Origin of the sequence: Paracoccus sp. MKU1 (genome assembly GCF_001447385.1) — a bacterium.
Lineage (GTDB): Bacteria > Pseudomonadota > Alphaproteobacteria > Rhodobacterales > Rhodobacteraceae > Paracoccus.
The window spans coordinates 1-24,831 of the sequence record NZ_LLWQ01000043.1; the positions used below are offsets into that span (position 1 = coordinate 1).

General features: G+C 67.6%; 25 protein-coding genes. 6 read left to right on the forward strand and 19 right to left on the reverse strand.

Features of this window, described 5'->3' with window-relative positions:
- The coding region (locus tag AQY21_RS02665) for an NAD(P)(+) transhydrogenase (Re/Si-specific) subunit beta (RefSeq protein ID WP_161905889.1) at positions 1–589 on the forward strand (589 nt) is incomplete at its 5' end.
- Positions 590–657: 68 nt separating this feature from the next.
- Here the strand turns inward: AQY21_RS02665 and AQY21_RS02670 are convergent.
- Together AQY21_RS02670 and AQY21_RS02675 are read right to left on the reverse strand one after the other, a co-directional pair.
- Positions 658–927, reverse strand: a complete 270-nt coding sequence (locus AQY21_RS02670; protein WP_058096296.1) for a hypothetical protein — start codon at positions 925–927, stop codon at positions 658–660.
- 143 nt (positions 928–1,070) lie between these two features.
- On the reverse strand, positions 1,071–1,580 hold the full coding sequence (locus tag AQY21_RS02675) for a murein L,D-transpeptidase family protein (protein WP_058096297.1): 510 nt from the start codon (positions 1,578–1,580) through the stop codon (positions 1,071–1,073).
- Positions 1,581–1,761: 181 nt separating this feature from the next.
- Here AQY21_RS02675 and AQY21_RS02680 point away from each other — a divergent pair, with 181 nt between their 5' ends.
- Positions 1,762–3,060 (forward strand): DUF3422 family protein, encoded by a 1,299-nt coding sequence (locus tag AQY21_RS02680; protein WP_058096298.1) that lies wholly within the window; start codon positions 1,762–1,764, stop codon positions 3,058–3,060.
- Positions 3,061–3,190: 130 nt separating this feature from the next.
- Entirely contained in the window at positions 3,191–3,535 is a 345-nt protein-coding gene (locus AQY21_RS02685; RefSeq protein WP_058096299.1) for an arsenate reductase family protein, read from the forward strand.
- Positions 3,536–3,544: 9 nt separating this feature from the next.
- Here AQY21_RS02685 and AQY21_RS02690 read toward each other — a convergent pair whose 3' ends face one another.
- The 9 genes from AQY21_RS02690 to AQY21_RS02730 form a co-directional block, all read right to left on the reverse strand.
- Entirely contained in the window at positions 3,545–4,153 is a 609-nt protein-coding gene (locus AQY21_RS02690) for a YitT family protein (RefSeq protein WP_058096300.1), read from the reverse strand.
- A 54-nt stretch (positions 4,154–4,207) separates the two neighbouring features.
- Entirely contained in the window at positions 4,208–5,203 is a 996-nt protein-coding gene (locus AQY21_RS02695; RefSeq protein WP_238986675.1) for an ABC transporter substrate-binding protein, read from the reverse strand.
- Positions 5,204–5,281: 78 nt separating this feature from the next.
- Complete coding sequence (locus AQY21_RS02700) at positions 5,282–6,703, reverse strand: mannose-1-phosphate guanylyltransferase/mannose-6-phosphate isomerase (protein WP_058096302.1); 1,422 nt, start codon at positions 6,701–6,703, stop codon at positions 5,282–5,284.
- A 143-nt stretch (positions 6,704–6,846) separates the two neighbouring features.
- A complete protein-coding gene (locus tag AQY21_RS02705; protein ID WP_058096303.1) occupies positions 6,847–7,764 on the reverse strand; it encodes a glyoxylate/hydroxypyruvate reductase A in 918 nt (305 codons plus the stop codon).
- Between the two features lie 12 nt (positions 7,765–7,776).
- A complete protein-coding gene (rodA, locus tag AQY21_RS02710) occupies positions 7,777–8,919 on the reverse strand; it encodes a rod shape-determining protein RodA (RefSeq protein ID WP_058096304.1) in 1,143 nt (380 codons plus the stop codon).
- 3 nt (positions 8,920–8,922) lie between these two features.
- Positions 8,923–10,866, reverse strand: coding sequence for a penicillin-binding protein 2 (gene mrdA, locus AQY21_RS02715; protein WP_058096305.1), 1,944 nt, complete (start codon positions 10,864–10,866; stop codon positions 8,923–8,925).
- 3 nt (positions 10,867–10,869) lie between these two features.
- Positions 10,870–11,400: a hypothetical protein gene (locus AQY21_RS02720; RefSeq protein WP_058096306.1), complete on the reverse strand. Its 531-nt coding sequence runs from the start codon at positions 11,398–11,400 to the stop codon at positions 10,870–10,872.
- The gene (gene mreC, locus AQY21_RS02725; protein ID WP_058096307.1) at positions 11,393–12,334 is read right to left on the reverse strand and encodes a rod shape-determining protein MreC; all 942 of its coding nucleotides are present in this window, start codon (positions 12,332–12,334) and stop codon (positions 11,393–11,395) included. The genes AQY21_RS02720 and mreC overlap by 8 nt, the downstream gene beginning before the upstream one ends.
- 13 nt (positions 12,335–12,347) lie before the next feature.
- Positions 12,348–13,382, reverse strand: coding sequence for a rod shape-determining protein (locus AQY21_RS02730; RefSeq protein ID WP_058096308.1), 1,035 nt, complete (start codon positions 13,380–13,382; stop codon positions 12,348–12,350).
- Between the two features lie 257 nt (positions 13,383–13,639).
- Here AQY21_RS02730 and AQY21_RS02735 point away from each other — a divergent pair, with 257 nt between their 5' ends.
- Positions 13,640–14,479, forward strand: a complete 840-nt coding sequence (locus AQY21_RS02735; protein ID WP_058096318.1) for a putative rhamnosyl transferase — start codon at positions 13,640–13,642, stop codon at positions 14,477–14,479.
- A 34-nt stretch (positions 14,480–14,513) separates the two neighbouring features.
- On the opposite strand, the gene AQY21_RS02740 is transcribed toward AQY21_RS02735, so the two are convergent.
- Positions 14,514–16,076, reverse strand: a complete 1,563-nt coding sequence (locus tag AQY21_RS02740; RefSeq protein WP_058096309.1) for a 2-isopropylmalate synthase — start codon at positions 16,074–16,076, stop codon at positions 14,514–14,516.
- A 335-nt stretch (positions 16,077–16,411) separates the two neighbouring features.
- A complete protein-coding gene (gene purD, locus AQY21_RS02745) occupies positions 16,412–17,674 on the reverse strand; it encodes a phosphoribosylamine--glycine ligase (protein WP_058096310.1) in 1,263 nt (420 codons plus the stop codon).
- Between the two features lie 108 nt (positions 17,675–17,782).
- Between purD and xseA the strand changes: the two genes are divergently transcribed.
- Together xseA and AQY21_RS02755 are read left to right on the forward strand one after the other, a co-directional pair.
- A complete protein-coding gene (xseA, locus tag AQY21_RS02750; RefSeq protein ID WP_058096311.1) occupies positions 17,783–19,342 on the forward strand; it encodes an exodeoxyribonuclease VII large subunit in 1,560 nt (519 codons plus the stop codon).
- Positions 19,343–19,458: 116 nt separating this feature from the next.
- Positions 19,459–19,782, forward strand: a complete 324-nt coding sequence (locus AQY21_RS02755) for a 2Fe-2S iron-sulfur cluster-binding protein (protein ID WP_058096312.1) — start codon at positions 19,459–19,461, stop codon at positions 19,780–19,782.
- 12 nt (positions 19,783–19,794) lie between these two features.
- Here the strand turns inward: AQY21_RS02755 and AQY21_RS02760 are convergent, their stop codons facing one another.
- The 6 genes from AQY21_RS02760 to AQY21_RS02785 all read right to left on the reverse strand — a co-directional run.
- A complete protein-coding gene (locus AQY21_RS02760) occupies positions 19,795–20,430 on the reverse strand; it encodes a hypothetical protein (RefSeq protein ID WP_058096313.1) in 636 nt (211 codons plus the stop codon).
- Between the two features lie 84 nt (positions 20,431–20,514).
- Entirely contained in the window at positions 20,515–22,335 is a 1,821-nt protein-coding gene (gene typA / locus AQY21_RS02765; protein ID WP_058096314.1) for a translational GTPase TypA, read from the reverse strand.
- 251 nt (positions 22,336–22,586) lie between these two features.
- A complete protein-coding gene (locus AQY21_RS02770) occupies positions 22,587–23,015 on the reverse strand; it encodes a TIGR01244 family sulfur transferase (RefSeq protein ID WP_058096315.1) in 429 nt (142 codons plus the stop codon).
- Positions 23,016–23,113: 98 nt separating this feature from the next.
- Entirely contained in the window at positions 23,114–23,797 is a 684-nt protein-coding gene (gene gph, locus AQY21_RS02775) for a phosphoglycolate phosphatase (RefSeq protein WP_058096316.1), read from the reverse strand.
- Positions 23,798–24,349, reverse strand: a complete 552-nt coding sequence (locus tag AQY21_RS02780) for a thioredoxin family protein (RefSeq protein ID WP_058096317.1) — start codon at positions 24,347–24,349, stop codon at positions 23,798–23,800. It lies immediately after the preceding gene.
- Between the two features lie 185 nt (positions 24,350–24,534).
- Positions 24,535–24,831 (reverse strand): hypothetical protein (locus AQY21_RS02785; protein WP_058095925.1); only part of this gene is annotated, 297 nt, incomplete at its 5' end.

The window sequence follows — 24,831 nt, forward strand, 5'->3', positions numbered from 1 at the left end:
CTTCGTCAGCGTGATCCTGGGCGGCTTCGGCGGCGAGGCCGGCCCGGCGATGGAGATCGAGGGCGAGCAGGTGGCCATCGACGCCGACAGCGTGGCGGCGGCCTTGAACGATGCCGACGAGATCATCATCGTGCCGGGCTATGGCATGGCGGTGGCGCAGGCGCAGCAATCGGTGTCGGAGCTGACCCGCAAGCTGCGCGCCAAGGGCAAGACGGTGCGCTTCGCCATCCATCCGGTGGCGGGCCGTCTGCCGGGCCACATGAACGTGCTCCTGGCCGAGGCCAAGGTGCCCTATGACATCGTCTTGGAGATGGACGAGATCAACGAGGATTTCCCCTCGACCGACGTGGCGATCGTGATCGGCTCGAACGACATCGTGAACCCGGCGGCGCAGGAGGACCCGAACTCGCCGATCGCCGGCATGCCGGTCCTCGAGGTCTGGAAGGCCAAGCAGGTCTTCGTCTCCAAGCGCGGCCAGGGCACCGGCTATTCCGGCATCGAGAACCCGCTCTTCTACAAGGAAAACACCCGCATGTTCTACGGCGACGCAAAAAAATCCATCGACCAGCTCCTGCCAATGATCGAGTGACAGGAGAAACGGCGAAACGACAATAGGCGGGCCCAAGGCCCGCCTTTTTCATGCGCGGCTCGCTGCCTTCAGACCGCGTCCAGCATCGACTTGATGACATCTGCCGGCAATGCGGGATGCACCGCCAGCTTGCGGGTACGCTTGCCCTTGCGCGGAATCAGCAGCGCACAACGCGTGGCCAGGGCCCGCGACCGCTGCGCCGAACAGACGACGATCACCCCCGCACACCAGCGCGAATGCGTGCCGAAGCGCATCACGATTTCTATCGAGCCGGGGACATAGCCCTCGGTTTCGGCGGAATCGATCAGGGCATCATGAATGATGGGGGGCAGATACATGGGTAGGGGGCACTTGGGAATTAACATTTTACGCAAATTGTTAATCCCTGAAGGCGTGGATGAGTATATGCCCTTTTGAACAGGTCTTCCATACAAGCTATGCGCGTGTGCCGGCAGTCCCGTTCGACCGCTGGCCGAAACCCCTAGGGGGTGATCAGGATCGGCGTGCCGTCGCGCACCATGGCATAGACATCCTCGACCTCGGCATCGGTTACGGCGATGCAGCCGGCGGTCCAGTCCTGGCGCAGCTTGGACAGCGCCCGGCCTTCGGGGCCCTGGCCGTGGATGAAGATGTCGCTGCCCGCGCTGCGCCCCAGTTCGGCGGCCCGCACCGCGTCATGCGGATTGGGATAGGAGATGCCGATCGACAGGTGATAGCGGCTGTCGGGATTGCGGCGGTCTATGTAGTAGAGCCCCTCGGGCGTCCTGCCGTCGCCCTCGAACTGCTTGTGGCCGAGGGGCTCGTTGCCCAGCCCGATGCGATAGGCCTTCAGCACCGTGTTGCCGTTCAGCAGCAGCATCTGCCGCGCGCCCTTGTTCACCACGACCTGGGTCACCGGGGGACCGGAATAGGTCTTGAACTTGCTGGGACCGCAGGCGGCAAGCCCCAGCAAGATCGCAAGTGCAACGATACGTCCCAGCCAGCCCGTCATTGGTGCGCGTCCCTCGATCCGGTGTTTTGCGCCATCTTGCCCGTCCGGCGCGTGCCCGGCAATGTGCCGCGGCTTCACGAAATCCTGATGCCGGTGCCCGCGGCGTGGCAGATTTGCCAGAGCTGGCGCGTCGCGGGGTTTTCCTGTTGCGGGAAAAATGCCGCCCGCTAATCATGCGCCCATGAACGACGATGACGAACATCCCCAGCGCTATGCCCTGGTGAACGAGCTGCACGCCCGGCCTTCGCCGCGGCTCAAGGCGCCCTGCACCGCCGTCTATCTGGCGATCAAGGAGCCGCGCGACGCCGCCAACCGCGACCGGGGCAGGGATGTCGCGCATCTGGCCGCGCTTTGCGCCCGGCATGGCGCGCCGCGTCCCGATACCAGCGCCGGCCATTACACCGCCCAGCTTGGCCGCCACCAACTGCGCTGGGAAAGCCATACCGAGTTCGTCACCTACGCCGCCTTCGCGCCCGGCTTGCCGCCGCGCCCCTTTGATCCTGCGGCAGGGGAGATCTTTCCCCATGACTGGCAGCATCACGCGCCCGGCAAGCGCGTCGCGGCGGTGATGATCCAGGTCGATATTCTGCCCGAGAGACCGGCCGACCTCCTGCCGCGCTTGTCGGAGTGGTTCGCGGCCGACAGCCTCGCCTCGGTCTGGGTGCTGGAGGAGGCGGCGGTGGTCGCCGGCGATTTCCGCATCGATCCGGCCGGCTGGATGCGCTTTGCGCTGTTCGTCAAGCCCGACACGCAGCCCGGCCGGATCGGGCGCATCGTGCAACGGCTTTTGGATCTGGAAACCTATCGCGCCATGTCCATGCTGGGCCTGGGCCGGGCGCGCGACCTGACCCGACAGCTCAATGCGCTGGACCCGCAGCTCAGCGACATCGTGCAAAGCATGAGCGACGACAGCCGCCCGGCCGAGGCGGTGCTGCAAGACCTGCTGTCGGTCTCGACCCGGCTGGAAAGCGCGGCGACCCAGCACGCCTTCCGCTTCGGCGCCAATGCCGCCTACGAGGCCATCGTCATGGACCGCGTCGCCTCGCTGCGCGAGACGCGCTTTCTGGGCGGCCAGATGCTGACCGAGTTCATGGCCCGGCGCTATCTGCCCGCCATGCGCACCGCGAAATCGGCCGAGAAGCGGCTGTCCGCCATGCTGGACCGCAGCGAGCGGGCGGGCGAGTTGCTGCGCACGCGCGTCGATGTCCAGCGCAGCGCCCAGAATCAGGAGCTGATGCAGCGCATGGACCGGCGCGCCGATCTGCAATTGCGCCTGCAACACACCGTCGAGGGGCTGTCGGTGGTGGCGATCAGCTATTACGCGGTCGGCCTACTGGGCTATGCGCTTTATCCGCTGGCCCATGCGCTGCACATCGACAAGGCGGTGCTGGTCGCGGCCCTGACCCCTATCGCCGTGCTGGCCGTCTGGCTGGGCATGCGGCGCATCCGGGCCCGGCTGCATGACGGCAGCGGCCACTAGCGCCGACCGTTCCCTGAACCGATAATGCCGCAAAATCCGAAGAAGGAGCGAAAATCGTGAGACAGGTCCTTTCCCTTTGCACATTGCTGGCCCTTGCGGCCTGCGGCGTGCCCTTGGTGCCCTTCGTCTGATGGCGGGCCGGCTTGAAATGTATGGCCTGGCCCATTGCTCGACCTGCCAGAAGGCGCAGGCCGAACTGGAGGCCGCAGGCTGGCAGGTGGATTTCCGCGACGTGGCCAAGGCGCCGCTGGACGAGAACCAATGGCAGCGCATGATCGGTGATTTCGGCGAGAAGCTGGTGAACCGCGCCAGCCTGACCTGGCGCGGCATGTCCGAGGACGAACGCGCCGGCACGCCCTTGCAGATGCTCTCGGCCAAGCCCTCGCTGATGAAGCGGCCGGCGATCATCGCGGGCGACAAGCGGCTGCTGGGTTGGACCGCCAATGTGAAGCGCGCGCTGGGGGTGGCGGCCTGAGCGCCGCCGCTAGACGACGTAGCGGTCGCGGCGGTGGTTGATGGCGATCACCAGGTTCAGCACCAGCGCCCCCAGGAAGGACCAGGCCACCGTCTGCCAGTCGCGCAGCAATAGCGCGCAGGCAAAGAGGCAGGCGTCGAAGATCAGCTGTGTCCAGCCGGCGCGAAAGCCCGTGGCATCCTGCAAATACAGCGCGACAATGCCCACCCCGCCCAGCGAGGCACCGTGCCGGAACAGCGCCAGCAGCGCCGAGCCGGTCAGAAAACCCACCAGCAGCGCCCCCACCGCCGGGTGGACATGGCCGAATTGCAGAGCCGGCGGCAGGATGGTGACCAGCACCGACATCGCCGCCACGGCGATGAAGGATTTCAGCATGAAGCCCAGCCCCAACCGGCGATAGCCCAGCCAGTAGAAAGGCAGGTTCACCGCGAAGAAGATCGGCGCGAAGCTCCAGCCGGTGGCATAGGAGATCAGGATCGCCAGCCCCGCCGTCTGGCCGGTGACGAAGCCCAGATGCGTCAGCAGCAGCACGCCGACCGCGGCCATGAAGCTGCCATAGGCCAGGCCCTGCGCATCCTCGATGGGGCTGTGGCGTCGGGAAGATGTGTCGTCGCTCATGCGCCTCTCTTGCCTGGGCCGAAGGGGGCCGGCAAGGGGGGGGGCCGAGGCGGATCAGCGCAGCGGCGGCAGGTCCGGGCCGTTGGCTGCCGCGGCTTCGGGCAGGGCGGCGCGGTTGCTGACCGCGCGGGTGAAGGCGCCTTGCGGATCGCGGCGCAGCACCGAGCGCGGGCCGCCGGCGCGCAGGTTCTCGACGGTGCGGTGATAATCGGCCTCGTCCAGCACCCCGGTGGCGGAGAGCAGCCCGCCGATGCGGCGCAGCATCCCGGCCTGCCGTTGCAGGGCGCCCGGATCGGGATCGGGGCCGAGGATCAGCCGGGCGCTGTCCTCGGGCCGGGTGACCGCCTCGCGCCAGCCCCGCATGCTGGCGCGCAGGAACCGTGCCAGCCGCGCCTCGGCCTCCGGCGCGGCAAGCGTGCCGGACAGGACATAAAGCCCGTCCTCCAGCACCGCCGCGCCCTGGTCCTGTGGGTCGAGTTCGACCAGCCCTTCGTCCGGGACCGGGTCATAGCTGAGCGTGCTGATGCAGGCGGCCTGTTTCTGGCGCAGCATCTCGGCCCCCGGCCATTGCCCCAGCAGCGCGACGCCGGACAGGCTGTCATCGGCCTCCAGCCCCAGCCGGTTCAGCCAGGCCAGCAGCGGATACTCCGTGCCGTCGAACCAGTTGCCAATGGTCTTGCCGCGCAGGTCGGCGGCGCCGGTCACGCCCGTCTCGCGCAGGCAGGTCAGCCGCAGCGCCGGCCGGGCGAAGACCTGCGCGACATTGACCACGGGCAGGCCGTTCTCGCGCGCCACCAACGCGGCGGGCATCCATTCCACCGCCAGATCGGCCTCGCCCCGTGCCAGCGCCTCGAAGGGCGGGGCATCATCGGCCGGGCGCAGCCGGACCGTCAGCCCTTCCTCGGCGTAATAGCCGCGCGCCTCGGCGACCAGGAAGCCGGCGGATTCGGCCAGCGCCGGCCCGCGCAGCTGCACGGTCAATTCCTCGGCCCGCGCTGCCAGCGCGGTCAGCACCAGCAGCATCGCGGCCGGGATCAGCGATTTGGTCATCCGTCTCATCGCGGGCCATGGTTAGACGGGCCGCATCCGCGCCGCAAGCCGCCGCGGCCCACGATGCCGCGAGCGGTGTCAGTCGCGGGAATAGACATCCTCGTAGCGCACGATGTCGTCCTCGCCCAGATAGGCACCGGTCTGCACCTCGATCAGCACCATCGGCACCTTGCCGGGATTCTCCATCCGGTGCACGGCGCCCAGCGGCACGTAGATCGACTGGTTCTCGGTCACCAGCGTCACCGTGTCGTTCACCGTCACCCGCGCGGTGCCCGAGACCACGATCCAATGTTCCGAGCGGTGGAAATGCGATTGCAGCGACAGCGCGCCGCCCGGGTTGACCACGATGCGCTTGACCTGGAAGCGGTCGGCCAGCGCCAGCGTCTCGAACCAGCCCCAGGGGCGGTGGTCGCGCAGGAATATCTCGGCCTGGCGCGCGCCCTTGGCCTTCAGCGCATTGACCGCCTCGCGCACCTCCTGCGCGCGGTCCATGCCGGCGACCAGCACGGCATCGTCGGTCGCCACGACCATCACGTCCCGCAGGCCGATGCCGACGACCTCCATCCGCTCGTCCTCGGCGCGCAAGAGCACGTTGTCGCAGTCGATGGCGGTCGAATGCGCATCCACCACCGCGCCGCGCTCGGCCGGTTCGTCCCGTTGCGCCTCGTGCCAGACCGCGTCCCAGCCGCCCAGATCCGACCAATGGCCCGAAAAGCGGACGACTGACAGGTTGTCGGCCTTTTCCAGCACGGCGTAATCCACCGACAGGCCGGGCAGCCGGTCCCAGGGCTCGGGCGCCAACCGTAGGAAGCCCAGGTCCAGGCGCGCCTCGGCCAGCGCCGCCCGGACGGGGGCGAGGTATTCCGGGGCATGGGCCTTGAACGCGTCGATCATGCTGCGGGCGGCGAACAGGAAGATGCCGGCGTTCCACAGAAAATTGCCCTGGGCGATCATCCGCTTCGCATTCTCGGCATCGGGCTTTTCGACGAAGCGCTTCAGCACCAGCGGGCCGGCGCCCTCACCCTCGGCCTCCATATAGCCATAGCCGGTCTCGGGGCGGCTGGGGGCGATGCCGAAGGTGACGATACGGCCCGCCTGCGCCGCGGGCAGGCCCAGTTCGACGGCGCGGCCGAAGGCCTCGGCATCCGGCACGACATGATCCGAGGGTGCGACCAGCAGCACCGCCTCCGGGTCCTTCTCGGCGGCGCTGAGCGCGGCGGCCAGGATCGCAGGTGCGGTGTTGCGGCCCACGGGCTCGATCAGGATCGCCGCAGGGCTGATGCCGATCTGGTCCAGTTGCTCGGCGACGATGAAGCGGAAATCGGCGTTGGTCATCACCACCGGCGCGCCGTAGCGCGGACCGCTGAGCCGGCGGGCCGAGGCCTGGAACAGGCTCTCCTCGCCCACCAGCGGGGCGAATTGCTTGGGGAAACTTTTGCGCGAGACGGGCCAGAGCCGGGTGCCAGAGCCTCCGGCAAGCAGAACAGGGGTGATCGTCATGAAAATCGCTCCATCGGCACGGGGCCGTTTCCATCCGTTCTCGTTATCCGCCGGGCGCCTTTCGCGCGCAAGTTGCGCAAATCGTCAGGAGGGCGGGCTCGGTGCCTGATAGCATGGCGCGACCCTGCGGACAAATCCGGCCCTCAATAGCCGCGCGCCCGGTCCACCAGATGCAAGAGCGGCTCGCCCCGCATGGCCCGGCGCAGGTTCTCGGCCGCAACCGTGGCGGCCGATTCGGGCCGGGTCTCGGCCGAGACATGCGGCGTCACCGTGACCTGCGGATGGCTCCAGAAGGGATGATCGGGGGGCAGCGGCTCGGTCTGGAACACGTCCAGCACGGCATGGCCCAGCCCATTATCCAGCGCCGCCAGCAGCGCCTGCTCGTCGATCAGCGTGCCGCGTCCGGCGTTGATGACGGTCGCCCCCCTGGGCAGCATGGCCAGGCGGTCGCGGTCCAGCAGGCCGCGCGTCCCGGGCGTGTCGGGCAGCAGGCAGATCAGGATCTCGGCCCTGGACAATGCCTCGGGCAGGTGTGGCCCGGGCAGGACCTCGATCCCCCGCACCGGGCGGCCGGACCCGGACCAGCCGGTGACGCGGAAGCCAAGGCCCATCAGCGCCGAGGCCACCGCCCGGCCCAGTTCGCCCATGCCCAGCACGGTGACGCTGCGCCCGGCGGCAAGCGGCGGGGTCAGGTGGCTGCGCCAGATGCCGTCCTGCGCGTAGCGGTCCATGCCCAGATGCGCCCGCAACGCCCAGCCCAGGCAATATTCGCGCATCCCCAGGGCCAATCCCGGATCGACCATGCGGCAGAGCGGCTGGGTCAGGGTCGGGTTGGTCACGATGCGCTCGACCCCGGCCCAGAGGCTCTGCACCACGCGGGCGCGGGTGAAGGGGGTGAAATCCAGCGTAGTGCCGTCCTCGGGATAGCCCGGCGCATAGATCAGCGCGTCGAAGCCGGCCGGATCACCGTCGCGGCAAAGCTGCATCTCGGGGCAGGCGGCGCCAAGCGCGGGCGCCCAGGCGTCCCACAGGCGCGCGGGGGCGGCGAACAGCACCCTCATCCGTGCGGCTCCCTATCCACGAGGCCGGTGGACATGGGCCGATTGCACGATGCCGAAGGCCATCAGCAGGATCATCAGCGATGTCCCTCCATAGCTGACCAGCGGCAGGGGCGAGCCCTTGGCGGGCAGCATTCCCATCACGGTGGCCATGTTGATCGAAAAGTAAAGGAAGAACGTCCCGGCGATGCCGATGGTCAGCAGGCTGGCGAAGCGGTCGCGGTTGGTCAGCGCCGAGTACAGGCAAAATCCCAGGATCAGCACATAGAGAATCAACAGCGACCCCGCGCCAACGAAGCCGAACTCCTCGGCCAGCGAGGTGAAGATGAAGTCGGTGTGCTTCTCGGGCAGGAAGTTCAGCCGCGACTGCGTGCCCTGCATGAAGCCGCGCCCCGACCAGCCCCCCGATCCCAGCGCGATCTGCGCCTGGGCGATGTTGTAGCCCGCGCCCAGAGGATCCGAGCCCGGGTCGAGGAAGGTGTCGATGCGGCGGAACTGGTAGTCGTGCAGCAATTGCCAGTCGGTGCCGCGGCTTTCCATCACCGCGGTGATGCCGGCCACGACGATGGCGATGACGCCGGCGAAATACCACAGGCTGACGCCGGCCGCGAACATGACGATGCCGCCGCCGGCGATCAGCATGATCGAGGTGCCCAGATCGGGCTGCATCAGCACCAGACCGGTCGGCAGCAGGATCAGGATCACCGGGATCAGCACCCAGAGCGGGCGCGAGACCTTTTCGACCGGCAGCCAGTCGTAATAGGCCGCCAGCGTCAGCACGAAGGCGACCTTGGTCAGCTCGGACGGCTGGATGCGGATCGGCCCCAGCACCAGCCAGCGCTGCGCCCCCATGCCGACATGGCCGATCACCTCGACCAGCACCAGCAGCAGGACGCAGACGACATAGGCGATCCCCGAGATCGAGCGCCAGAACCAGATCGGCACGAAGGCCAGCGCGAGCATCAGCACCATGCCGATGGCGAAACGCTCCATCTGCGGGCCGGCCCATTTGTCGATGTCGCCGCCCGAGACGGAATAGAGCATCAGAAAGCCGATGCAGCTGACGGCGGTGACCAGGAACACCAGCGGCCAGTTCAGATACAGGATCTTGCGCCAACCCGTCGGCACCTGCGCGACGTGATAGTCGAGATAGCTCATGCGTCAGGCCCTCGCGCGGCCCTCGCCCTTGCGGGCCGAGGGGGTCAGGTTCATGCGCGACCACATCTCCTGGACCTTGGCGCGCTCGCTCTCGGGATAGGCGGTCAGCGGCGGCAGGCCGTCCGCCAGCGCGTAAAGCAGGATGTCGCGGGCGACGGGGGCGGCCACGGCCGAACCGCCGCCGCCATGCTCGACCACCACCGAGACCGCATAGCGCGGCATGTCATAGGGCGCGAAACAGACGAACAGCGCATGGTCGCGCCGGTTCCAGGGCAGCTGATCGTTCGAGATCACGCCGCGGGCGCGTTCGGCGGCGGTGATGTTCCTGACCTGCGAGGTGCCGGTCTTGCCCGCCATCTGCCATTCCGGCAGGGTGATGCGCGAGCGCCGCGCCGTCCCGTGGCTGCCGTTCATCACCGCATCCATGCCCGCCCGCGCCGTGCGCAGATGCAGCGGGTTGATGTCCAGTTCCGGCCATTCCGGCACCGCCTCGGCCTGGCCGTCGATGGCGCGCACCAGCCGCGGCGCGACCGCGCGGCCCGTCGCCACTCGCGCCGTCATGATCGCCAGTTGCAGCGGCGAGGCCAGCACATAGCCCTGGCCGATCGAGGCGTTCAGCGAATCGCCGACCTGCCATTCCTGATCGTAGCGCGCCCGCTTCCAGGCCCGGTCCGGGGCAATGCCCTCGGCGATGGCGGACATCGGCAACTCGTGGCGCACGCCGATCCCCAGCTTGCGCGCCATGGCCGCGATGCGGTCGATGCCGACGCGCTGCGCCAATTCGTAATAATAGACGTCGCAGGACAGCTCGAGGCTGCGCAGGGCATCGACCGTGCCATGGCCGCCGCGGCTCCAGCAATGGAACCGCCGCCCGGCGACCTGGGTATAGCCCGGGCAATAGAAGCGCGAGCCGGAATTGATGACCCCGGATTCCAGCCCGGCCAGCAGCGTCACCATCTTGAAGGTCGAGCCGGGCGGATAGACGCCCTGCACCGTCTTGTCGGCCAGCGGCCTGTGGTCGTGCTCCATCAGCGCGCGATAGTCCGGCCCCGAGATGCCGCGCACGAACTTGTTCGGGTCGAAGACCGGCGAGGAGGAGATCGCCAGAATGTCGCCGTTGGTCACGTCCATCACCACGGCGGCGGCGCTTTCGCTGCCCAGCCGCTGGGTGGCGAAATTCTGCAAGCCGGCGTCCAGCGTGGTCTGCACCGTGGCGCCCTGCTGCCCCTCTTGCCGCGACAGCTCGCGCATCTCGCGCCCGGCGCTGTTCACCTCGACCCGGCGCGAGCCGGCCTTGCCGCGCAGCGCCTCCTCCAGCTTGGCCTCCATGCCGACCTTGCCCAGCTGGAACTCGGGCAGGCGCAGCACCGGGTCGGGATTCTCGATCTTCGAGAGGTCGTAATCCGAAACCGGCCCGACATAGCCCAGCACATGGGCGAAATCGCCGGCGCGCGGATAGCTGCGCGACAGGCCCGCCTCGGGCGTGACGCCGGGCAGGGCAGGGGCGTTCAGCGCGATCGAGGAAAATTCGGCCCAGCTCAGCCGGTCGGCCACCAGGACCGGGGTGACGGCGCTGCGCTTGCGGATCTCCTCGAGGATCTCGGCGGCCTGGCGGTCGCTCATCGGGATGATGTGGCGCAGCCGCGCGATCACGGCCGAGACGTCGCCCGCCTCCTCGCGGGTCAGGGTGACGCGATAGTTCTGCTCGTTCCCGGCGATGATGGTGCCGTTGCGGTCCAGGATCAGCCCGCGCGCCGGCGGCAGCAGCCGGATCTTGATCGAGTTGCCGTCCGACAGCATGCGGTATTCGTCGGCATGCTCCACCTGCATCGAGCGCAGCTTCAGCCCCAGCGCCGAGACCACCGCCGCCTGGATCGCGCCCAGCATCAGCACCCGGCGGGTGATGAGGCGGCTGCTTTCGGCGATTTCGCGTTCCGACTTGCGCATGGCTCAGCGATGCCTCGTGTCTCTTTCGGCGCGGTTGCGGGGCAGGCCGAGCGCCCAGCCGGCCAGTCCCGCGACCAGCGGATAGGCGGCGACCGTGGCGATGAGTTGCAGGATCACCTGCCCGAGCGGCGGCAGCGGCAGGAAGAACACCGCCAGCAGGACCCGATATGCAACCATCATCAGCGCCAGGAGGATCGACACCCGCAGCCATTCAACCATGAAAGGCAGTTCGCGCCAACGCTGCTCGCGCTTTCTCGCGGCCTCGGTGCCGATCACGGCCAGCGCGGCGCCCAGCCCCAGCGGGCGCATCAGCAGGATGTCCTCGATCAGGAACAGCGCGGCCACGGTCAGCACGGGCACCTGCTCGGGGCGGCGCAGCACCCAGACCAGCGCCAGGCACAGCGCCAGGTCTGGTCCCGGCCAGCCGATGCGGCCCGGCGCCAGCGGCAGGAGCCGCCAGAACAGGATCGCCAGAAACAGCGCCACGAACAGCGCCTGCCCCAGGATCCGCTGGCGGCGGGCGGGCTCAATCATCCGTAGCCTCGGCGGCGTCGGAGTCGGCCCCGGCGGCTTGCAGATCGGCGATGGGCGGCATGGGTGGGCCGATGAAATCCGCCGTCGGCGGCGGGATCAACAGTCCGGTATCGGAAAGCTGCTCGGCCGGGTGGCTGCGCAGCACCCGCAGGAATTCCAGCCGCCCGTAATCGGCGGCCAGCCGCACCCGCAGCCGGCCGTCGCTGGCCAGCGCCACCTGGCCGACCGGCAGGCCCGGCGGGAACACCCCGCCATCGCCCGAGCTGACCACGCGGTCGCCGGGGCGCAGGTTCTCGGGACTTTCGATGAAATCCAGCGCCGGCAGGGCGGTGTTGTCCCCGGTCAGCAGCGCATGCTGACCCGAGGGCAGGATGGTCACCGGGATGCGGCTCGACGGATCGGTCAGCAGCATCACCCGGCTGGTAGTCTGCCCCACGCCCGAGATGCGCCCCACGAGCCCCAGCCCGTCCATGGTCGCCCAGCCATCGACGATGCCGTCGCGCGCGCCCACGTTCAGCAGCACCGACTGGCGAAAGGCCGTGCCGCTGTCTGTCAGCACCACGCCCGAGACCGAGGTCAGGGCCGGGTCGATCCTGACGCTGTTCTGGGCCAGCAGCTTGGCGTTTTCCTGCTCCAGCTGAACGGCGGCCTCTTTCCAGGCCGACATTTTCTGCAACTCGCGCCGCAATTCCTGGTTCTGCTCGTAGAGCCGGGCATAGGACTGGAATCCCGCCACCATGCGAGAGGCCTTGGTCACCGGCGCCATCACCCAGTCGAAGCTGGGCACGAAACGGTCGATGAAGGCCGCGCGCATCCGCTCGGCCCTGGGGCTGTCGATCTGCCAGAACAGAAATACCGCCAGCAGCAGCAGCACCAGCAGCGAAACCAGGATGCGGCGGACCGGAGCCGCGTAATCAGGGCCCTTGCGCGCCATGGGCCGAACCTGCTTAGCTGTCGTAGTCGATCACGTGGCGCAGTTGCTTCTCGAATTCAAGGGCCTTGCCGGTGCCAAGCGCCACGCAGCTCATCGGCTGGTCGGCCAGGCTGATCATCAACCCGGTCTGCTCGCGCAGCGCCAGGTCCAGCTCGCCCAGCATGGCGCCGCCGCCGGTCAGCATCACGCCCCGGTCCACGATGTCGGCGGCCAGGTCGGGCGGCGTCGCCTCCAGCGCCACCATCACCGCCTCGCAGATCTGCTGCACCGGCTCGGCCAGCGCCTCGGCGACCATGGCCTGGGTGATCTCCATCTCCTTGGGGATGCCGTTCAAGAGGTCGCGGCCGCGCACCATGATCGTGGCGCCGCGCCCGTCGTCGGGCATGCGGGCGGTGCCGATGCTGGTCTTGACCCGTTCGGCGGTGGATTCGCCGATCAGCAGGTTGTGGTTGCGGCGCAGGTAGTTGATCAGCGCGTCATCCATGCGGTCGCCGCCGATGCGGACCGAACGGGCATAGACCACGTCGCCCAGGGACAGCACGGCGACCTCGGTGGTGCCGCCGCCGATATCCACGACCATGCTGCCGGTCGGCTCGGTGATCGGCATGCCGGCGCCGATGGCGGCGGCGATGGGTTCCGCGATCAGCCCGGCGCGGCGCGCGCCTGCCGAGAGCACCGATTGGCGGATGGCGCGCTTCTCGACCGGCGTGGCGCCATGCGGCACGCAGACGATGATCTTCGGCTTCGAGAAGGTGGTGCGCTTGAACACCTTCTTGATGAAATGCTTGATCATCTCCTCGGCGCTGTCGAAATCGGCGATGACGCCCTCGCGCATCGGGCGGATGGCCTCGATGCTGCCGGGCGTGCGGCCCAGCATCAGCTTGGCGTCCTCGCCCACGGCCAGGACCTGCTTCTTGCCGTCCTTGACGTGATAGGCCACGACCGAAGGCTCGTTCAGGATGACGCCCTTGCCCTTGACGTAGATCAGCGTGTTCGCGGTCCCAAGGTCGATCGCGATATCGGTGGAAAACAACCCGCCAAAGGCCATGTAGACTACCCCTTCCGCCGTCCCTGCCGTGACGGCCGTTTTCGCCGTTCTTTTGCGAACGGCCATTGCCCGATTGCCCCGACGAGTCGCCCCGTCGAAGGTGCTGGACATATAGGCCGAGCCCGGGCGCGGGGAAACCGGAAAATGATGCGAGCCGCGCTGCCATGGCGACGATCCGCGGCGCCGCGCCGCCGCTTGACCGGGCGATGCCGCCTGCTAGGCTGCCGCCGGTTCGGGTTGCCGGGAAAGGGCAGGGTTTGCGAGACGATATCGTGGGGATCTGCCGTTTTTCCTTTCTGGGCAGATGCGACTGGGCGGGATCCTCGGGGCAGGGGGCCAGCCCGCCCGAGCTTCTGGCGCAGCGCAGCGCCATGCTCTATGCGCCCGAGCGGCTGGAGCGCCGCTTCGCCGCGTTCGAAACGCTCTGCCTGCCTTCGGTCAGGGCGCAGACCGACCCGGATTTCCGCTTCTGGCTGCTGACCTCGCCCGAGATGCCGCGCCCCTGGCTGGATCGGCTGCGCGATCTTTGCGCCGGCGTGCCGCAGATCCGGCTGATCGTCTCGGACAAGCGCGAGACGGTGAACGCGCTGCGCGAGCCCCTGCGCGCGGCGGCCGAGAGCGCCGGCCGGCCGGTGATCCAGTTCCGCGTCGATGACGACGACGCCTTCAGCCGCCATCACGTCGCCCGCATCCGTCGCCATGCCCGGCGCTTCGAGGACCTGCCGGCCTTCGCCATCAGCTATCCGCAGGGGCTGGTCATCGGCAGCTACGAGGGCGAGCCGATCAGCTATTGGCGCGCGCATCAGCCCTTCCTGGGCGCCGGGGCGGCGCTGCGCATGCGCGGGCCGGGGCGCTGCATCTATGCCTACAACCATTTCCAGTTGCCCAAACATTTCCCGGCCTTCACCGATGTCGGAGGCCTGGGTTATGTGCAGACCCGCTGGGACGAGGGCGATTCCGTCGCCACCATCGTCGCGAAGTTTCCGAAATGGTTCCAGCAACTCGCCTCGGCCGAGTTCCGGCGCGAACTGGCCGAGGACTTTCCCTTCCTGCAAGGCAGCGACCTCGGCTTCGTGGAACGCAAGGGGGCGGCCTGAGCGGCCGCCCCGTTTTTTCGTCATCCCGCAGCGGTCAGTGCGAATACATGCTGACCTGCTTGGCATCGGCGCCTTCGCCGACCATGTCGCGGCGTACCTTCAGCCGGTTCAGAGCGCCGACATAGGCCTTGACGCTGGCCAGGATGGTATCGGTATCCGAGGCCTGGCCTGTGGCGATGCGGCCTTCCTCCTCCATGCGCACGCTGACGGTGGCCTGGGCATCGGTGCCCTCGGTCACGGCATGGACCTGGTAGAGTTGCAGATGCGCCCGATGCGGCCAGATCGCCTTGACGGCGTTGAAACAGGCATCGACCGGACCGTCGCCCGTCGCATGGACGGCCTTTTCCTCGCCGCCGACCAGCATGGTCAGGTCGGCCGATTGCCCGTCGCTGCCGCAAACCACGCGCAGGTGCTTGACTTGCAGATAGTCGTCCTCGGTATTCGTCGCGGCATCCTGGACCAGCGCGACCAGGTCGTCGTCATAGACCTCCTTCTTGCGGTCGGCCAACGCCTTGAAGCGGACGAAGACATCCTTCAGCTGGTTGTCGCCCAACTCATAGCCCAGATCCTTCAGCTTGGCTCGCAGCGCGGCGCGGCCGGAATGCTTGCCCATGGCGATATTGGCCTCGTTCAGGCCGATATCGGCGGGCTTCATGATCTCGAAGGTCTCGACATTCTTCAGCACGCCGTCCTGGTGGATGCCGGATTCGTGCAGGAAGGCGTTCTTGCCGACCACCGCCTTGTTCGGCTGCACCAGGAAGCCCGAGGCCTGCGAGACCCGCCGCGACAGGGCCATGATCTTGGTGGTGTCGATGCCGGTGGTATAGGGCATGATGTCGTGACGCACCTTCAGCGCCATCACCACCTCCTCCAGCGCCGTGTTGCCGGCGCGCTCGCCCAGGCCGTTGATCGTGCATTCGATCTGGCGCGCGCCCGCCTCGACCGCGGCCAGCGAGTTCGCCGTCGCCATGCCCAGGTCGTTATGGCAATGGGTGGCGAAGACGACCGTATCCGCGCCCGGCACCCGCTCCAGCAGCATGCGGATCAACGCGGCGGATTCGCGCGGCGCGGTATAGCCGACGGTATCGGGGATGTTGATGGTGGTCGCGCCGCATTTGATCGCGATCTCGACCACGCGGCACAGATAGTCGTGCTCGGTCCGGGTGGCATCCATGGCCGACCATTGCACGTTGTCGCACAGGTTGCGGGCATGGGTCACGGTGTCGTGGATGCGCTCGGCCATCTGGTCCATGTCCAGGTTGGGGATGGCGCGATGCAGGGGCGAGGTGCCGATGAAGGTGTGGATGCGCGGCTGCCTCGCGTGCTTCACTGCCTCCCAGCAGCGGTCGATATCGGGGACCTGCGCCCGCGCCAGGCCGCAGATCACCGAGTTCTTCGCGCGCTTGGCGATCTCGGAAACGGCGGTGAAATCGCCTTCCGAGGCGATGGGGAAACCGGCCTCGATGATATCGACGCCCATCTCGTCCAGCATCTCGGCGATGTCCAGCTTTTCGGTATGGCTCATGGTGGCGCCGGGCGATTGCTCGCCGTCGCGCAGGGTGGTGTCAAAGATCAATACGCGGTTCGGATCGGTCATTTCGGGAATCCTTCTTCATGGCTCGCAAGGTCCGGGCACGAACCAGACTGAGCGGCGGCCCGGAGACCCGCTCAGCGCAGCGTAAGAAGAAGGAGACCGCGGGGTTTCACGGCAAGGCGCGCGCGGTCTTGCGCGTGCGGGGCCGTGGCAATGATCTGCTGCATCCGAGTCATGGCGCGGACTATAAGACCCGTGCCACCGGCTTGAAAAGACGAAAAACACGCGGCCGCAGCAATTTCCCGCCTTGCAGCCGGCAGGGGCGATGCCGCCCCGCGCCGCCGCCTGCTTTCACCGTTTTCCAAATACTCATGCGACCGTGCCGCCGGCGCGGCAGCTCAAAGCGCGCGCCAGCCGATGTCGCGGCGGCAAAATCCCCCGGGCCAGTCGATGGCATCGGCCAGCGCATAGGCCCGCGCATGTGCCTCGGCCAGCGTCGCGCCGCGCCCGGTCGCGGCCAGCACCCGGCCGCCGATGGCGACGACCTGCCCGTCCCGCCGCGCGGTCCCGGCATGAAAGACCATGCGGAAACTGTCCTCGGCCAGCGCATCGAGACCGCGGATCGCGCTGCCCTTCTCATAAGCGCCGGGATAGCCCCTTGCGGCCAGCACTACGGTCAGCGCGTGGTCGTCGGCCCAGCTCACCGCCATCTCGCCCAGCCGGCCTTCGGCGCAGGCCAGGATCAGGTCCAGCGCCTGCGCGCCCAGCCGCATCATCAGCACCTGGCATTCCGGGTCGCCGAAGCGGACATTGTATTCCACCAGCCGCGCCCGGCCGCCCTCGATCATCAACCCGGCATAGAGCACGCCCTGGAACGGCGTGCCGCGCCGCGCCATCTCGGCCACGGTGGGGCGCACGATCTGCTCCATCACCTGGTCCTGGATCGCCTGGGTCAGCACCGGGGCAGGGGAATAGGCGCCCATGCCGCCGGTATTCGGCCCGGTATCGCCATCGCCGACCCGCTTGTGGTCCTGGGCCGTGCCGATCGGCAGGCAGTCCTTGCCGTCGCAAAGGACAAAGAAGCTCGCCTCCTCGCCGGCCATGAACTCCTCGATCACCACCTCGGCGCCCGCCTCGCCGAAGGCGCCGCCGAAGGCTTCGTCCACAGCGGCGATGGCCTCGGCCTCGGTCATGGCCACGGTCACGCCCTTGCCGGCGGCAAGCCCGTCCGCCTTGACGACGATGGGTGCACCCTGCGCGCGGATATAGGCCCGCGCCGGCTCGGCCGCGTCAAAGCGCGCCCAGGCGGCGGTCGGCGCGCCGCAAGCATCGCAGACCTCCTTGGTGAAGCTTTTCGAGGCCTCCAGCATCGCCGCCGCCTTGGACGGGCCAAAGGCCAGGATGCCCGCCGCGCGCAATTCGTCGGCGACGCCGGCCGCCAGCGGCGCCTCGGGGCCGATCACCACCAGGTCGATGGCGTTCTCCTCGCAAAAGCCGATCACGGCAGGGCCGGACAGGATGTCCAGATCCGCCAGCCGGGCCAGCGGCTCCATCCCGGCATTGCCGGGGGCGACGAACAGCCGGTCGCATTTCGGGTTCTGCCGGATCGCCCAGGCCAGCGCATGTTCGCGCCCGCCGCTGCCGAGGATCAGGATGTTCATGCGAAAAGGCCCCCTTGCGAATGTCTTGCGCCTTCTAGGAACTGGTCCGGCCCGGATCAATCCCCCAAGCCCCTTGATCCCGCGCCCGGCCCGCGCCACAACCGGGGCATGGAACTGTTCGAAGATGCGGCGCCCAGCAATATCCACGAATTCACCGTCTCCGAGATCTCGGGCGCGGTGAAGCGCGTGCTCGAGGGCGAGTTCGGCCGCGTCCGCGTGCGCGGCGAGATCGGCCGCGTTTCGCGCCCCTCGTCCGGGCATCTCTACTTCGACCTCAAGGACGACCGCGCGGTGATCGCCGCCGTGACCTGGAAGGGGCAGGCCGCGCGCCTGTCCACCCGGCCCGAGGAGGGGATCGAGGTCATCGCCACCGGCCGGCTGACCACGTTCCCCGGCCAGTCGAAATACCAGCTGATCGTCGAGGAGATCGAGCCTGCCGGCGCCGGCGCGCTGATGATGATGCTGGAGAAGCGCCGCAAGGCGCTGGCGGCCGAGGGGCTGTTCGACGAATCGCGCAAGCGGCCGCTGCCCTATCTGCCGCGGGTGATCGGCGTCGTGACCTCGCCCTCGGGCGCGGTGATCCGCGATATCCTGCATCGCCTGCGCGACCGTTTCCCGACCCGGGTGCTGATCTGGCCGGTGGCGGTGCAGGGCGAAGCCTGCGCACCACAGGTCGCGGCCGCGATCCAGGGCTTCAACGCGCTGCCCGACCATGGCCCGGTTCCGCGCCCGGACCTGATCATCGTCGCGCGCGGTGGCGGCAGTCTCGAGGACCTCTGGGGCTTCAACGAGGAAGCCGTGGTCCGCGCCGCCGCCGCCAGCGACATCCCGCTGATCTCGGCCGTGGGGCATGAGACCGACACCACGCTGATCGACTTCGCCTCGGACCGCCGCGCACCGACGCCCACAGCTGCCGCCGAGATGGCGGTTCCGGTGCGCGCCGAACTCGCCGCCCGGCTGACCGAGATCCGGGCCCGGATGATGCGCGCCGCCCAGACCCGCAACCAGCGCCAGCGCCAGCGGCTGAGCGACCTCGGCCGTGCGCTCGGCCGGCCGCAGGCGCTGACCGATCCGGCGCGGCAGCGCTTCGACCTGTTCGCCGAACGGCTGGAACCGGCGCTGCGGGGCTTCGTGCGCGCCCGCCGCGACCGGCTGAACGCGCTGCCGCTGTCGCTTTCGGCGCTGCGGGCCATGCTGCGCAGCCGGCGCGATACGCTGCAAGCGCAGGCGCAGCGGCTGCCGCTATGCCTCGCGCGGCTCAGTCAGCGCCGGGCCGAACGGCTGGCCGATCTGGGCAACCGGCTGGAACGCGCCCGAGGCCGGATGCTGGCCGATGCCGCGCGCCAGATCGCCCGCGACCGCGATATGCTGGACCGGCTGGCCGTCAGGCTGGCCGCCGGGGCCGCACGCATCCTGCCACCGCGGCGCGACGCGCTGGAGCGGCTCGACCGGTTGCGCCAGACGCTGGGCTATCGCGAAACCCTGCGCCGCGGCTTTGCCGTCGTGCATGGCCCCTCGGGCCTGCTGACCACTGCGGCGGAGGCCGTGCAGACCCCGCGCTTCGAGATCGAATTCCTCGACGGCCGCCTGGCGGCACGGCCGGAAACGCCCCCCGCCAGATCCACCCGCAAGCCGCAGGCGTCCAAGGGCCAGAAATCGCTTTTCTAAGGCGTCTGGGCCGGGGCAGGGCGGGACAGCCCGGACAGGGCATTGGAAACCGGGGCGGGGCTTTTCTCTCGCGGCGCAATGACCTATCTGCGGCTTGAAGCGCAAGGAAGGCACCCATGGCCAAGATCACTTACATCGAGCACAACGGCACCGTCCACGAAATCGACGTCAAACCCGGCATGACCGTGATGGAGGGCGCGCGCGACAACGGCGTGCCCGGCATAGACGCGGATTGCGGGGGCGCCTGCGCCTGTTCGACCTGCCATGTCTATGTGGCATCGGAATGGGTGGACCGGCTGCCGCCCCGGGATCCGATGGAGGAGGATATGCTGGACTTCGCCTGGCAACCCGATCCGGTGCGCTCGCGCCTGACCTGCCAGATCAAGGTGACGCCGGAACTCGACGGGCTGGTGGTGAACCTGCCCGAACGCCAGATCTGATCCGATCCGCGCTCAGGTCTTTTCTTTGGCCGCAGGCGCATTGGCCCGCACCAGATTGCCCATGAACTCGGCGAAGATCCGTTCGGCGAGTTCACGGGTCGAGCGCGTGTCGCCGTCGAACCAGGGATCGGTGCTGCGCGTCAGGAACATCATGTTTCCGCCCTTGACCAGGCAATGCAGCATCATGATCGAGAGCTCGATATCGGTATCCTCGGCCAGGATGCCGAGCCGCTGCGCCTCGGTCAGCTTGCGGTGATAGAGGTCGCGCATCGAACTGGTATAGCGGTGCAGCGCGCTGTCGGGCTTGATCGGGCCGTTCAGCCCGTTGACCAGCAGCCGGAACAGCGTCGGATTCTTCTCGGCCCAGTTCAGATAGCTATGCCCGATCGAGTGCATCTGCTCGATCGGGTCGCTGGTATGGGCGTCGATCACGCCCTGGCGCAACGCATCGTTCAGCAATGTAACGGCGTGATAGATCAATCCCTCATGCAGCTTGTCGGTCGAGCCGAACATGCTGAGGATATCGTCCTCGCTCGCTTCGGTATATCGGGCGAGTTCGCCCGGATCAGAGGGAAGATGCCCGGTTTCCTCCAGATATTCCTGGGCGGCGAAAATCAAGCTCTGATAAATATTCCCCCGGCCTTCCATCAGCCGCTCCTGAAACCATCTGTCTCAAACCTAACAGACTTTCGCCAATGCGAAAGCCTGTAATCCATGGGCAGGGAAATAAGTTCAGCCCTCGGCGCGAGACTGCCGCTTGCGCTCATGCGGGTCCAGATAACGCTTGCGCAGGCGGATGCTTTTCGGCGTGACCTCGACCAGCTCGTCATCGTCGATATAGGCGATGGCCTCCTCCAGCGACATGCGCACCGGAGGCGTCAGCCGCACCGCCTCGTCCGTGCCCGAGGCACGCACGTTGGTCAGCTTCTTGCCCTTGAGCGGGTTCACTTCCAGGTCGTTGTCGCGCGAATGCTCGCCGATGATCATGCCCTGATAGACCTGTTCTTGCGCGCCGATGAACATCTTGCCGCGCTCCTCGAGGTTCCACAGCGCATAGGCCACCGAGACGCCGTCCTCCATCGAGATCAGCACGCCCTGGCGGCGGCCCTGGATGGCGCCCTTGTAGGGCGCCCAGCCGTGGAAGATGCGGTTCAGCACGCCGTTGCCGCGGGTATCGGTCATGAACTCGCCGTGATAGCCGATCAGCCCGCGCGAGGGGACATGGGCGACGATGCGGGTCTTGCCGTGGCCGGCGGGGCGCATGTCCACCATCTCGCCCTTGCGGTCGCCGGTCAGCTTCTCGATCACCACGCCGGTATAGTCGTCATCGACATCGATGATGACCTCCTCGATCGGTTCCAGCCGCTGGCCGTCCTCCTCGCGGAAGATGACGCGCGGGCGCGAGATCGACAGCTCGAACCCTTCGCGACGCATGTTCTCGATCAGCACGCCCATCTGCAATTCGCCGCGGCCCGAGACGACGAAGGCGTCGCCGCCGGGCGTGTCCTCGACCTTGATCGCGACATTGGTCTCGGCCTCTTTCATCAGCCGCTCGCGAATCACCCGGGACTGCACCTTGTTGCCGTCGCGGCCCGCCAGCGGGCTGTCGTTGATGCCGAAGGTGACGCTGATCGTCGGCGGATCGATGGGTTGGGCGGGCAGGGGAGTGTCCACCTCCAGCGCGCAAAGCGTATCGGCCACGGTCGCCTTGGACATGCCGGCCAGGGTGACGATGTCGCCCGCCACCGCCTCGTCAATCGGCTGCTGGTTCAGGCCGCGGAAGGCCAGGACCTTCGAGACGCGGAACTGCTCGATGCGCTCGCCGTCGCGCGACAGCGCCTTGATCGTGTCGCCGGCCTTGGCGCGGCCGGCCTCGACCCGGCCGGTCAGGATGCGGCCGATGAAAGGATCGGCGCCCAGCGTGGTCGCCAGCATCTGGAAGGGCTCGTCCTGGCGAGAGATCTGCCTGGGCGCCTCGACATGGCGCAGCACCAGGTCGAAAAGCGCGGACATGTCCTTGCGCGGCCCATCCAGCGTCTCGTCGGCCCAGCCGCCGATGCCCGAGGCGTAAAGATGCGGGAAATCAAGCTGTTCGTCGCTGGCCCCCAGATTGGCGAACAGGTCGAACACCTCGTCCAGCGCCTTGTCCGGGTCGGCGGCGGGCTTGTCGACCTTGTTCAGGACCACGATGGGCCGCAGGCCGAGCGCCAGTGCCTTGGAGGTGACGAACTTGGTCTGCGGCATGGGGCCTTCCGCCGCATCGACCAGCAGGCAAACTCCGTCCACCATGGACAGGATACGCTCGACCTCGCCGCCGAAATCGGCGTGGCCGGGGGTGTCCACGATATTGATGCGGGTGCCCTTCCACTCGACCGAGGTCGCCTTGGCCAGGATGGTGATGCCGCGCTCGCGCTCGATGTCGTTGCTGTCCATCACGCGCTCGGCCACGGCCTGGTTTTCGCGGAAACTGCCCGACTGCTTCAATAGCTGGTCAACCAGCGTGGTCTTGCCATGGTCGACGTGGGCGATGATCGCGATATTGCGGATGTCCATATGGGGCCTTTTTCAGAATTTGCGCCCCCGGTAACGCAGAGGGGCGCGAAAGGCCAGCGTCAATCGCAAATGACGTCAGCGCAGGCCCAGAAGGCCCAGGATGAACAGCACCACGACGACAAGGCCGACAAGATAGATGATCGAGTTCATGGCAATTCCTCCCTGGGCCTGCCGAAGCGGGAAATCCGTCCGGTCGCGGGCTGGCGCATGGGAAACCCGCCGCAGCGGCCAAGGTTCCAGTTCCGCGCCGTTCAGCCGTCCCGCCGGGCCAGCGATTCGATCAGCGGCCGCACGCCCGACAGGTCGTAGCCGGCCCGCGCGGCGGTCTCGATCAGGTCCTCGACCGGTTCCTGCCCGGCACGCGCCAAGGCCCAGAGCACCGTCGAGCGGTTGCCCGAGCGGCAATAGGCCAGCTTGGGACCGGGCGAGGCCAGCGCCTCGGCCTGGAGCGAGATCATCTGCGGGGTGATCTGGCCCGGAGTGAAGGGGTTGAAATGGTATTCCAGCCCCGCCGCCTCGGCTGCCGCACGCATCGCTTCGCTATCCTCGTCCGGGCCGACCTCGTCATCAGGGCGGTTGTTGATCAGGACGCGAAAGCCGGCCTCGGCCAGGGCCGGCAGATCCTCGGGGCGGATCTGGGCCGCAACGGCCAGATCGGGGGTTAGTTGTCGCAGGTCCATGCGGAACTCCTTGGATTGGGATCGCGCCGGAATGGCGGTATGCGGCGACGGATCGTTCCGTTTCGCCGCTCTGTCAAGCGCCGCCGCGCCGAATGGACCTAGCCGACGGCGGAGGCTTCCTCGACCAGCAGGGGCAGGTAGGCGAAATCGTCGAAGGTGCCGTGATGCGCCATCTGCTCGACCGGGGTCTTGCGATAGCCGCGGGTGAACAGCAGGAAGGGCACGCCGGTATTGCGGGCGCATTCCTCGTCGAATTCGCTGTCGCCGACATAGACGCCGCGCGGCTGCGCGGGATCGGCGCCCAACCCGGCAAAGGTTGCGCGCAGCGGCGCCGGATCGGGCTTGCGCTGCGGCAGGGAATCGCCGCCGATCACCATGCCGAACAGCTGCGCGATGCCGAAATGCTCCAGGATCGCCCGGGTCGGCCCCAGGGGCTTGTTGGTGCAAAGCCCCAGTGGATAACCGCGATCCGCCAAGGTTCCCAGCGCCTCGGTGACGTTGGGGTAAAGCCGGGTCAGGCCGGTGGCGTCATGATAGCGGGTCATGAACGAGGCGACCAGATCGCGATGCGCCTCGACCGGCAGCGCGGTGGTGCCGATGACCCGCCGCCAGAGCAGATCGACGCCGCCGCCGACGAAACCGCGTACCTGATCGAGCGTCAGCGGCGGCACGCCATGCAGGCGCAAGACCGCGTTCACGCAGGCATGGATGTCGGGCACGCTGTCGATCAGCGTGCCGTCAAGGTCGAAAACCACGGGGCAGGGAGCAAAGCAGATGTTCATTCACGCCTTCCATTTGATGGAGCAGCCCATCGAGGCCACCTGTTCGCGCGGACCCTGCCCGGTTTCGGCGATCTGCGCCATAGCCTCGAACAGCTCGCGCCGGGCGTCTGGCGGCGCCGGATTGCGGCCCGAGGCATCCAGCCGTCCGCGATACTGCAATTCACCCGCCGCATTGTAGCCGAAGAAATCCGGCGTGCATTCGGCGCCATAGGCGCGCGCGACGTCCTGGCTTTCGTCGTAAAGATAGGGAAAGGTGAAGCCGTGTTTTTCGGCCTCGATCTTCATCTGCTCGGGCCCGTCCTGGGGGTATTCGGTGACGTCGTTGGCCGAGATCGCCACGATGCCCACCCCCAGCCCCTGCAATTCGGCCGCGTCGCGCCGGATGCGGTCGATGACGGCCTGCACATAGGGGCAATGGTTGCAAAGGAACATGACCAAGGTGCCGCGCGGTCCGGCGATGTCGCTGAACGAGAACATGCGCCCATCGGGATCAGGCAGCGTGAAATCCGGCGCCTTGGCACCGAAATCGCAGACCGGAGGACGAACGGCCATGGCATCTCCTTGCTCGTGGTTGCCGGCTGGTCTTGCGGGCGGCGGCGGAAATCGCAGCAGATTCGTCTTGCAGACTATGATGCGGGAAACAGGAAAGAAAGTGCCTGTGCCTGGAAGTGAAGGATCTCACGGATCGGTGCGTCTGCACTCGCACTAATCGCGGATCATAAGTAACCGACCGATTGTTACCGCGGCGATTGGGTTTTGATGCGGGCGACGAGTTCCGCGTCATCGACAAAGTCGTCGAGGAACGCGTGCCAGGTTTCGGTGGTGATGCGCGCGTCCCTGAGCATGTCTTTCAGTTCATCGATACCGTCATCGGTCAGGGCGGTGACGGTGTCATCCGGGCCGGTATAGACGCTGATGATCGAGCCATAGGTCAGGTTGTCGTCGTTGTAGACGATGGCTTTGAGAAGCTCGGGGTCTTCGCCCAGCATCTTTGCGATGTAGTCGAGGGTGCAGACGTGGGTGACGGTTGCCAT

Excerpts from the sequence above, each read along its gene's own strand:
- AQY21_RS02730 (WP_058096308.1), bottom strand. The coding sequence starts at position 13,382 with ATGGCCTTTGGCGGGTTGTTTTCCACCGATATCGCGATCGACCTTGGG.
- AQY21_RS02760 (WP_058096313.1), bottom strand. The coding sequence starts at position 20,430 with ATGGAAGGCCGGGGGAATATTTATCAGAGCTTGATTTTCGCCGCCCAG.
- mrdA (WP_058096305.1), bottom strand. The coding sequence starts at position 10,866 with ATGCGCAAGTCGGAACGCGAAATCGCCGAAAGCAGCCGCCTCATCACC.
- typA (WP_058096314.1), bottom strand. The coding sequence starts at position 22,335 with ATGGACATCCGCAATATCGCGATCATCGCCCACGTCGACCATGGCAAG.
- AQY21_RS02780 (WP_058096317.1), bottom strand. The coding sequence starts at position 24,349 with ATGGCCGTTCGTCCTCCGGTCTGCGATTTCGGTGCCAAGGCGCCGGAT.
- AQY21_RS02675 (WP_058096297.1), bottom strand. The coding sequence starts at position 1,580 with ATGACGGGCTGGCTGGGACGTATCGTTGCACTTGCGATCTTGCTGGGG.
- AQY21_RS02720 (WP_058096306.1), bottom strand. The coding sequence starts at position 11,400 with ATGATTGAGCCCGCCCGCCGCCAGCGGATCCTGGGGCAGGCGCTGTTC.
- xseA (WP_058096311.1), top strand. The coding sequence starts at position 17,783 with ATGGAACTGTTCGAAGATGCGGCGCCCAGCAATATCCACGAATTCACC.
- purD (WP_058096310.1), bottom strand. The coding sequence starts at position 17,674 with ATGAACATCCTGATCCTCGGCAGCGGCGGGCGCGAACATGCGCTGGCC.
- AQY21_RS02695 (WP_238986675.1), bottom strand. The coding sequence starts at position 5,203 with ATGACCAAATCGCTGATCCCGGCCGCGATGCTGCTGGTGCTGACCGCG.
- AQY21_RS02770 (WP_058096315.1), bottom strand. The coding sequence starts at position 23,015 with ATGGACCTGCGACAACTAACCCCCGATCTGGCCGTTGCGGCCCAGATC.
- AQY21_RS02700 (WP_058096302.1), bottom strand. The coding sequence starts at position 6,703 with ATGACGATCACCCCTGTTCTGCTTGCCGGAGGCTCTGGCACCCGGCTC.
- AQY21_RS02680 (WP_058096298.1), top strand. The coding sequence starts at position 1,762 with ATGAACGACGATGACGAACATCCCCAGCGCTATGCCCTGGTGAACGAG.
- gph (WP_058096316.1), bottom strand. The coding sequence starts at position 23,797 with ATGAACATCTGCTTTGCTCCCTGCCCCGTGGTTTTCGACCTTGACGGC.
- rodA (WP_058096304.1), bottom strand. The coding sequence starts at position 8,919 with ATGAGCTATCTCGACTATCACGTCGCGCAGGTGCCGACGGGTTGGCGC.
- mreC (WP_058096307.1), bottom strand. The coding sequence starts at position 12,334 with ATGGCGCGCAAGGGCCCTGATTACGCGGCTCCGGTCCGCCGCATCCTG.
- AQY21_RS02670 (WP_058096296.1), bottom strand. The coding sequence starts at position 927 with ATGTATCTGCCCCCCATCATTCATGATGCCCTGATCGATTCCGCCGAA.
- AQY21_RS02690 (WP_058096300.1), bottom strand. The coding sequence starts at position 4,153 with ATGAGCGACGACACATCTTCCCGACGCCACAGCCCCATCGAGGATGCG.
- AQY21_RS02755 (WP_058096312.1), top strand. The coding sequence starts at position 19,459 with ATGGCCAAGATCACTTACATCGAGCACAACGGCACCGTCCACGAAATC.
- AQY21_RS02740 (WP_058096309.1), bottom strand. The coding sequence starts at position 16,076 with ATGACCGATCCGAACCGCGTATTGATCTTTGACACCACCCTGCGCGAC.
- AQY21_RS02705 (WP_058096303.1), bottom strand. The coding sequence starts at position 7,764 with ATGAGGGTGCTGTTCGCCGCCCCCGCGCGCCTGTGGGACGCCTGGGCG.
- AQY21_RS02685 (WP_058096299.1), top strand. The coding sequence starts at position 3,191 with ATGGCGGGCCGGCTTGAAATGTATGGCCTGGCCCATTGCTCGACCTGC.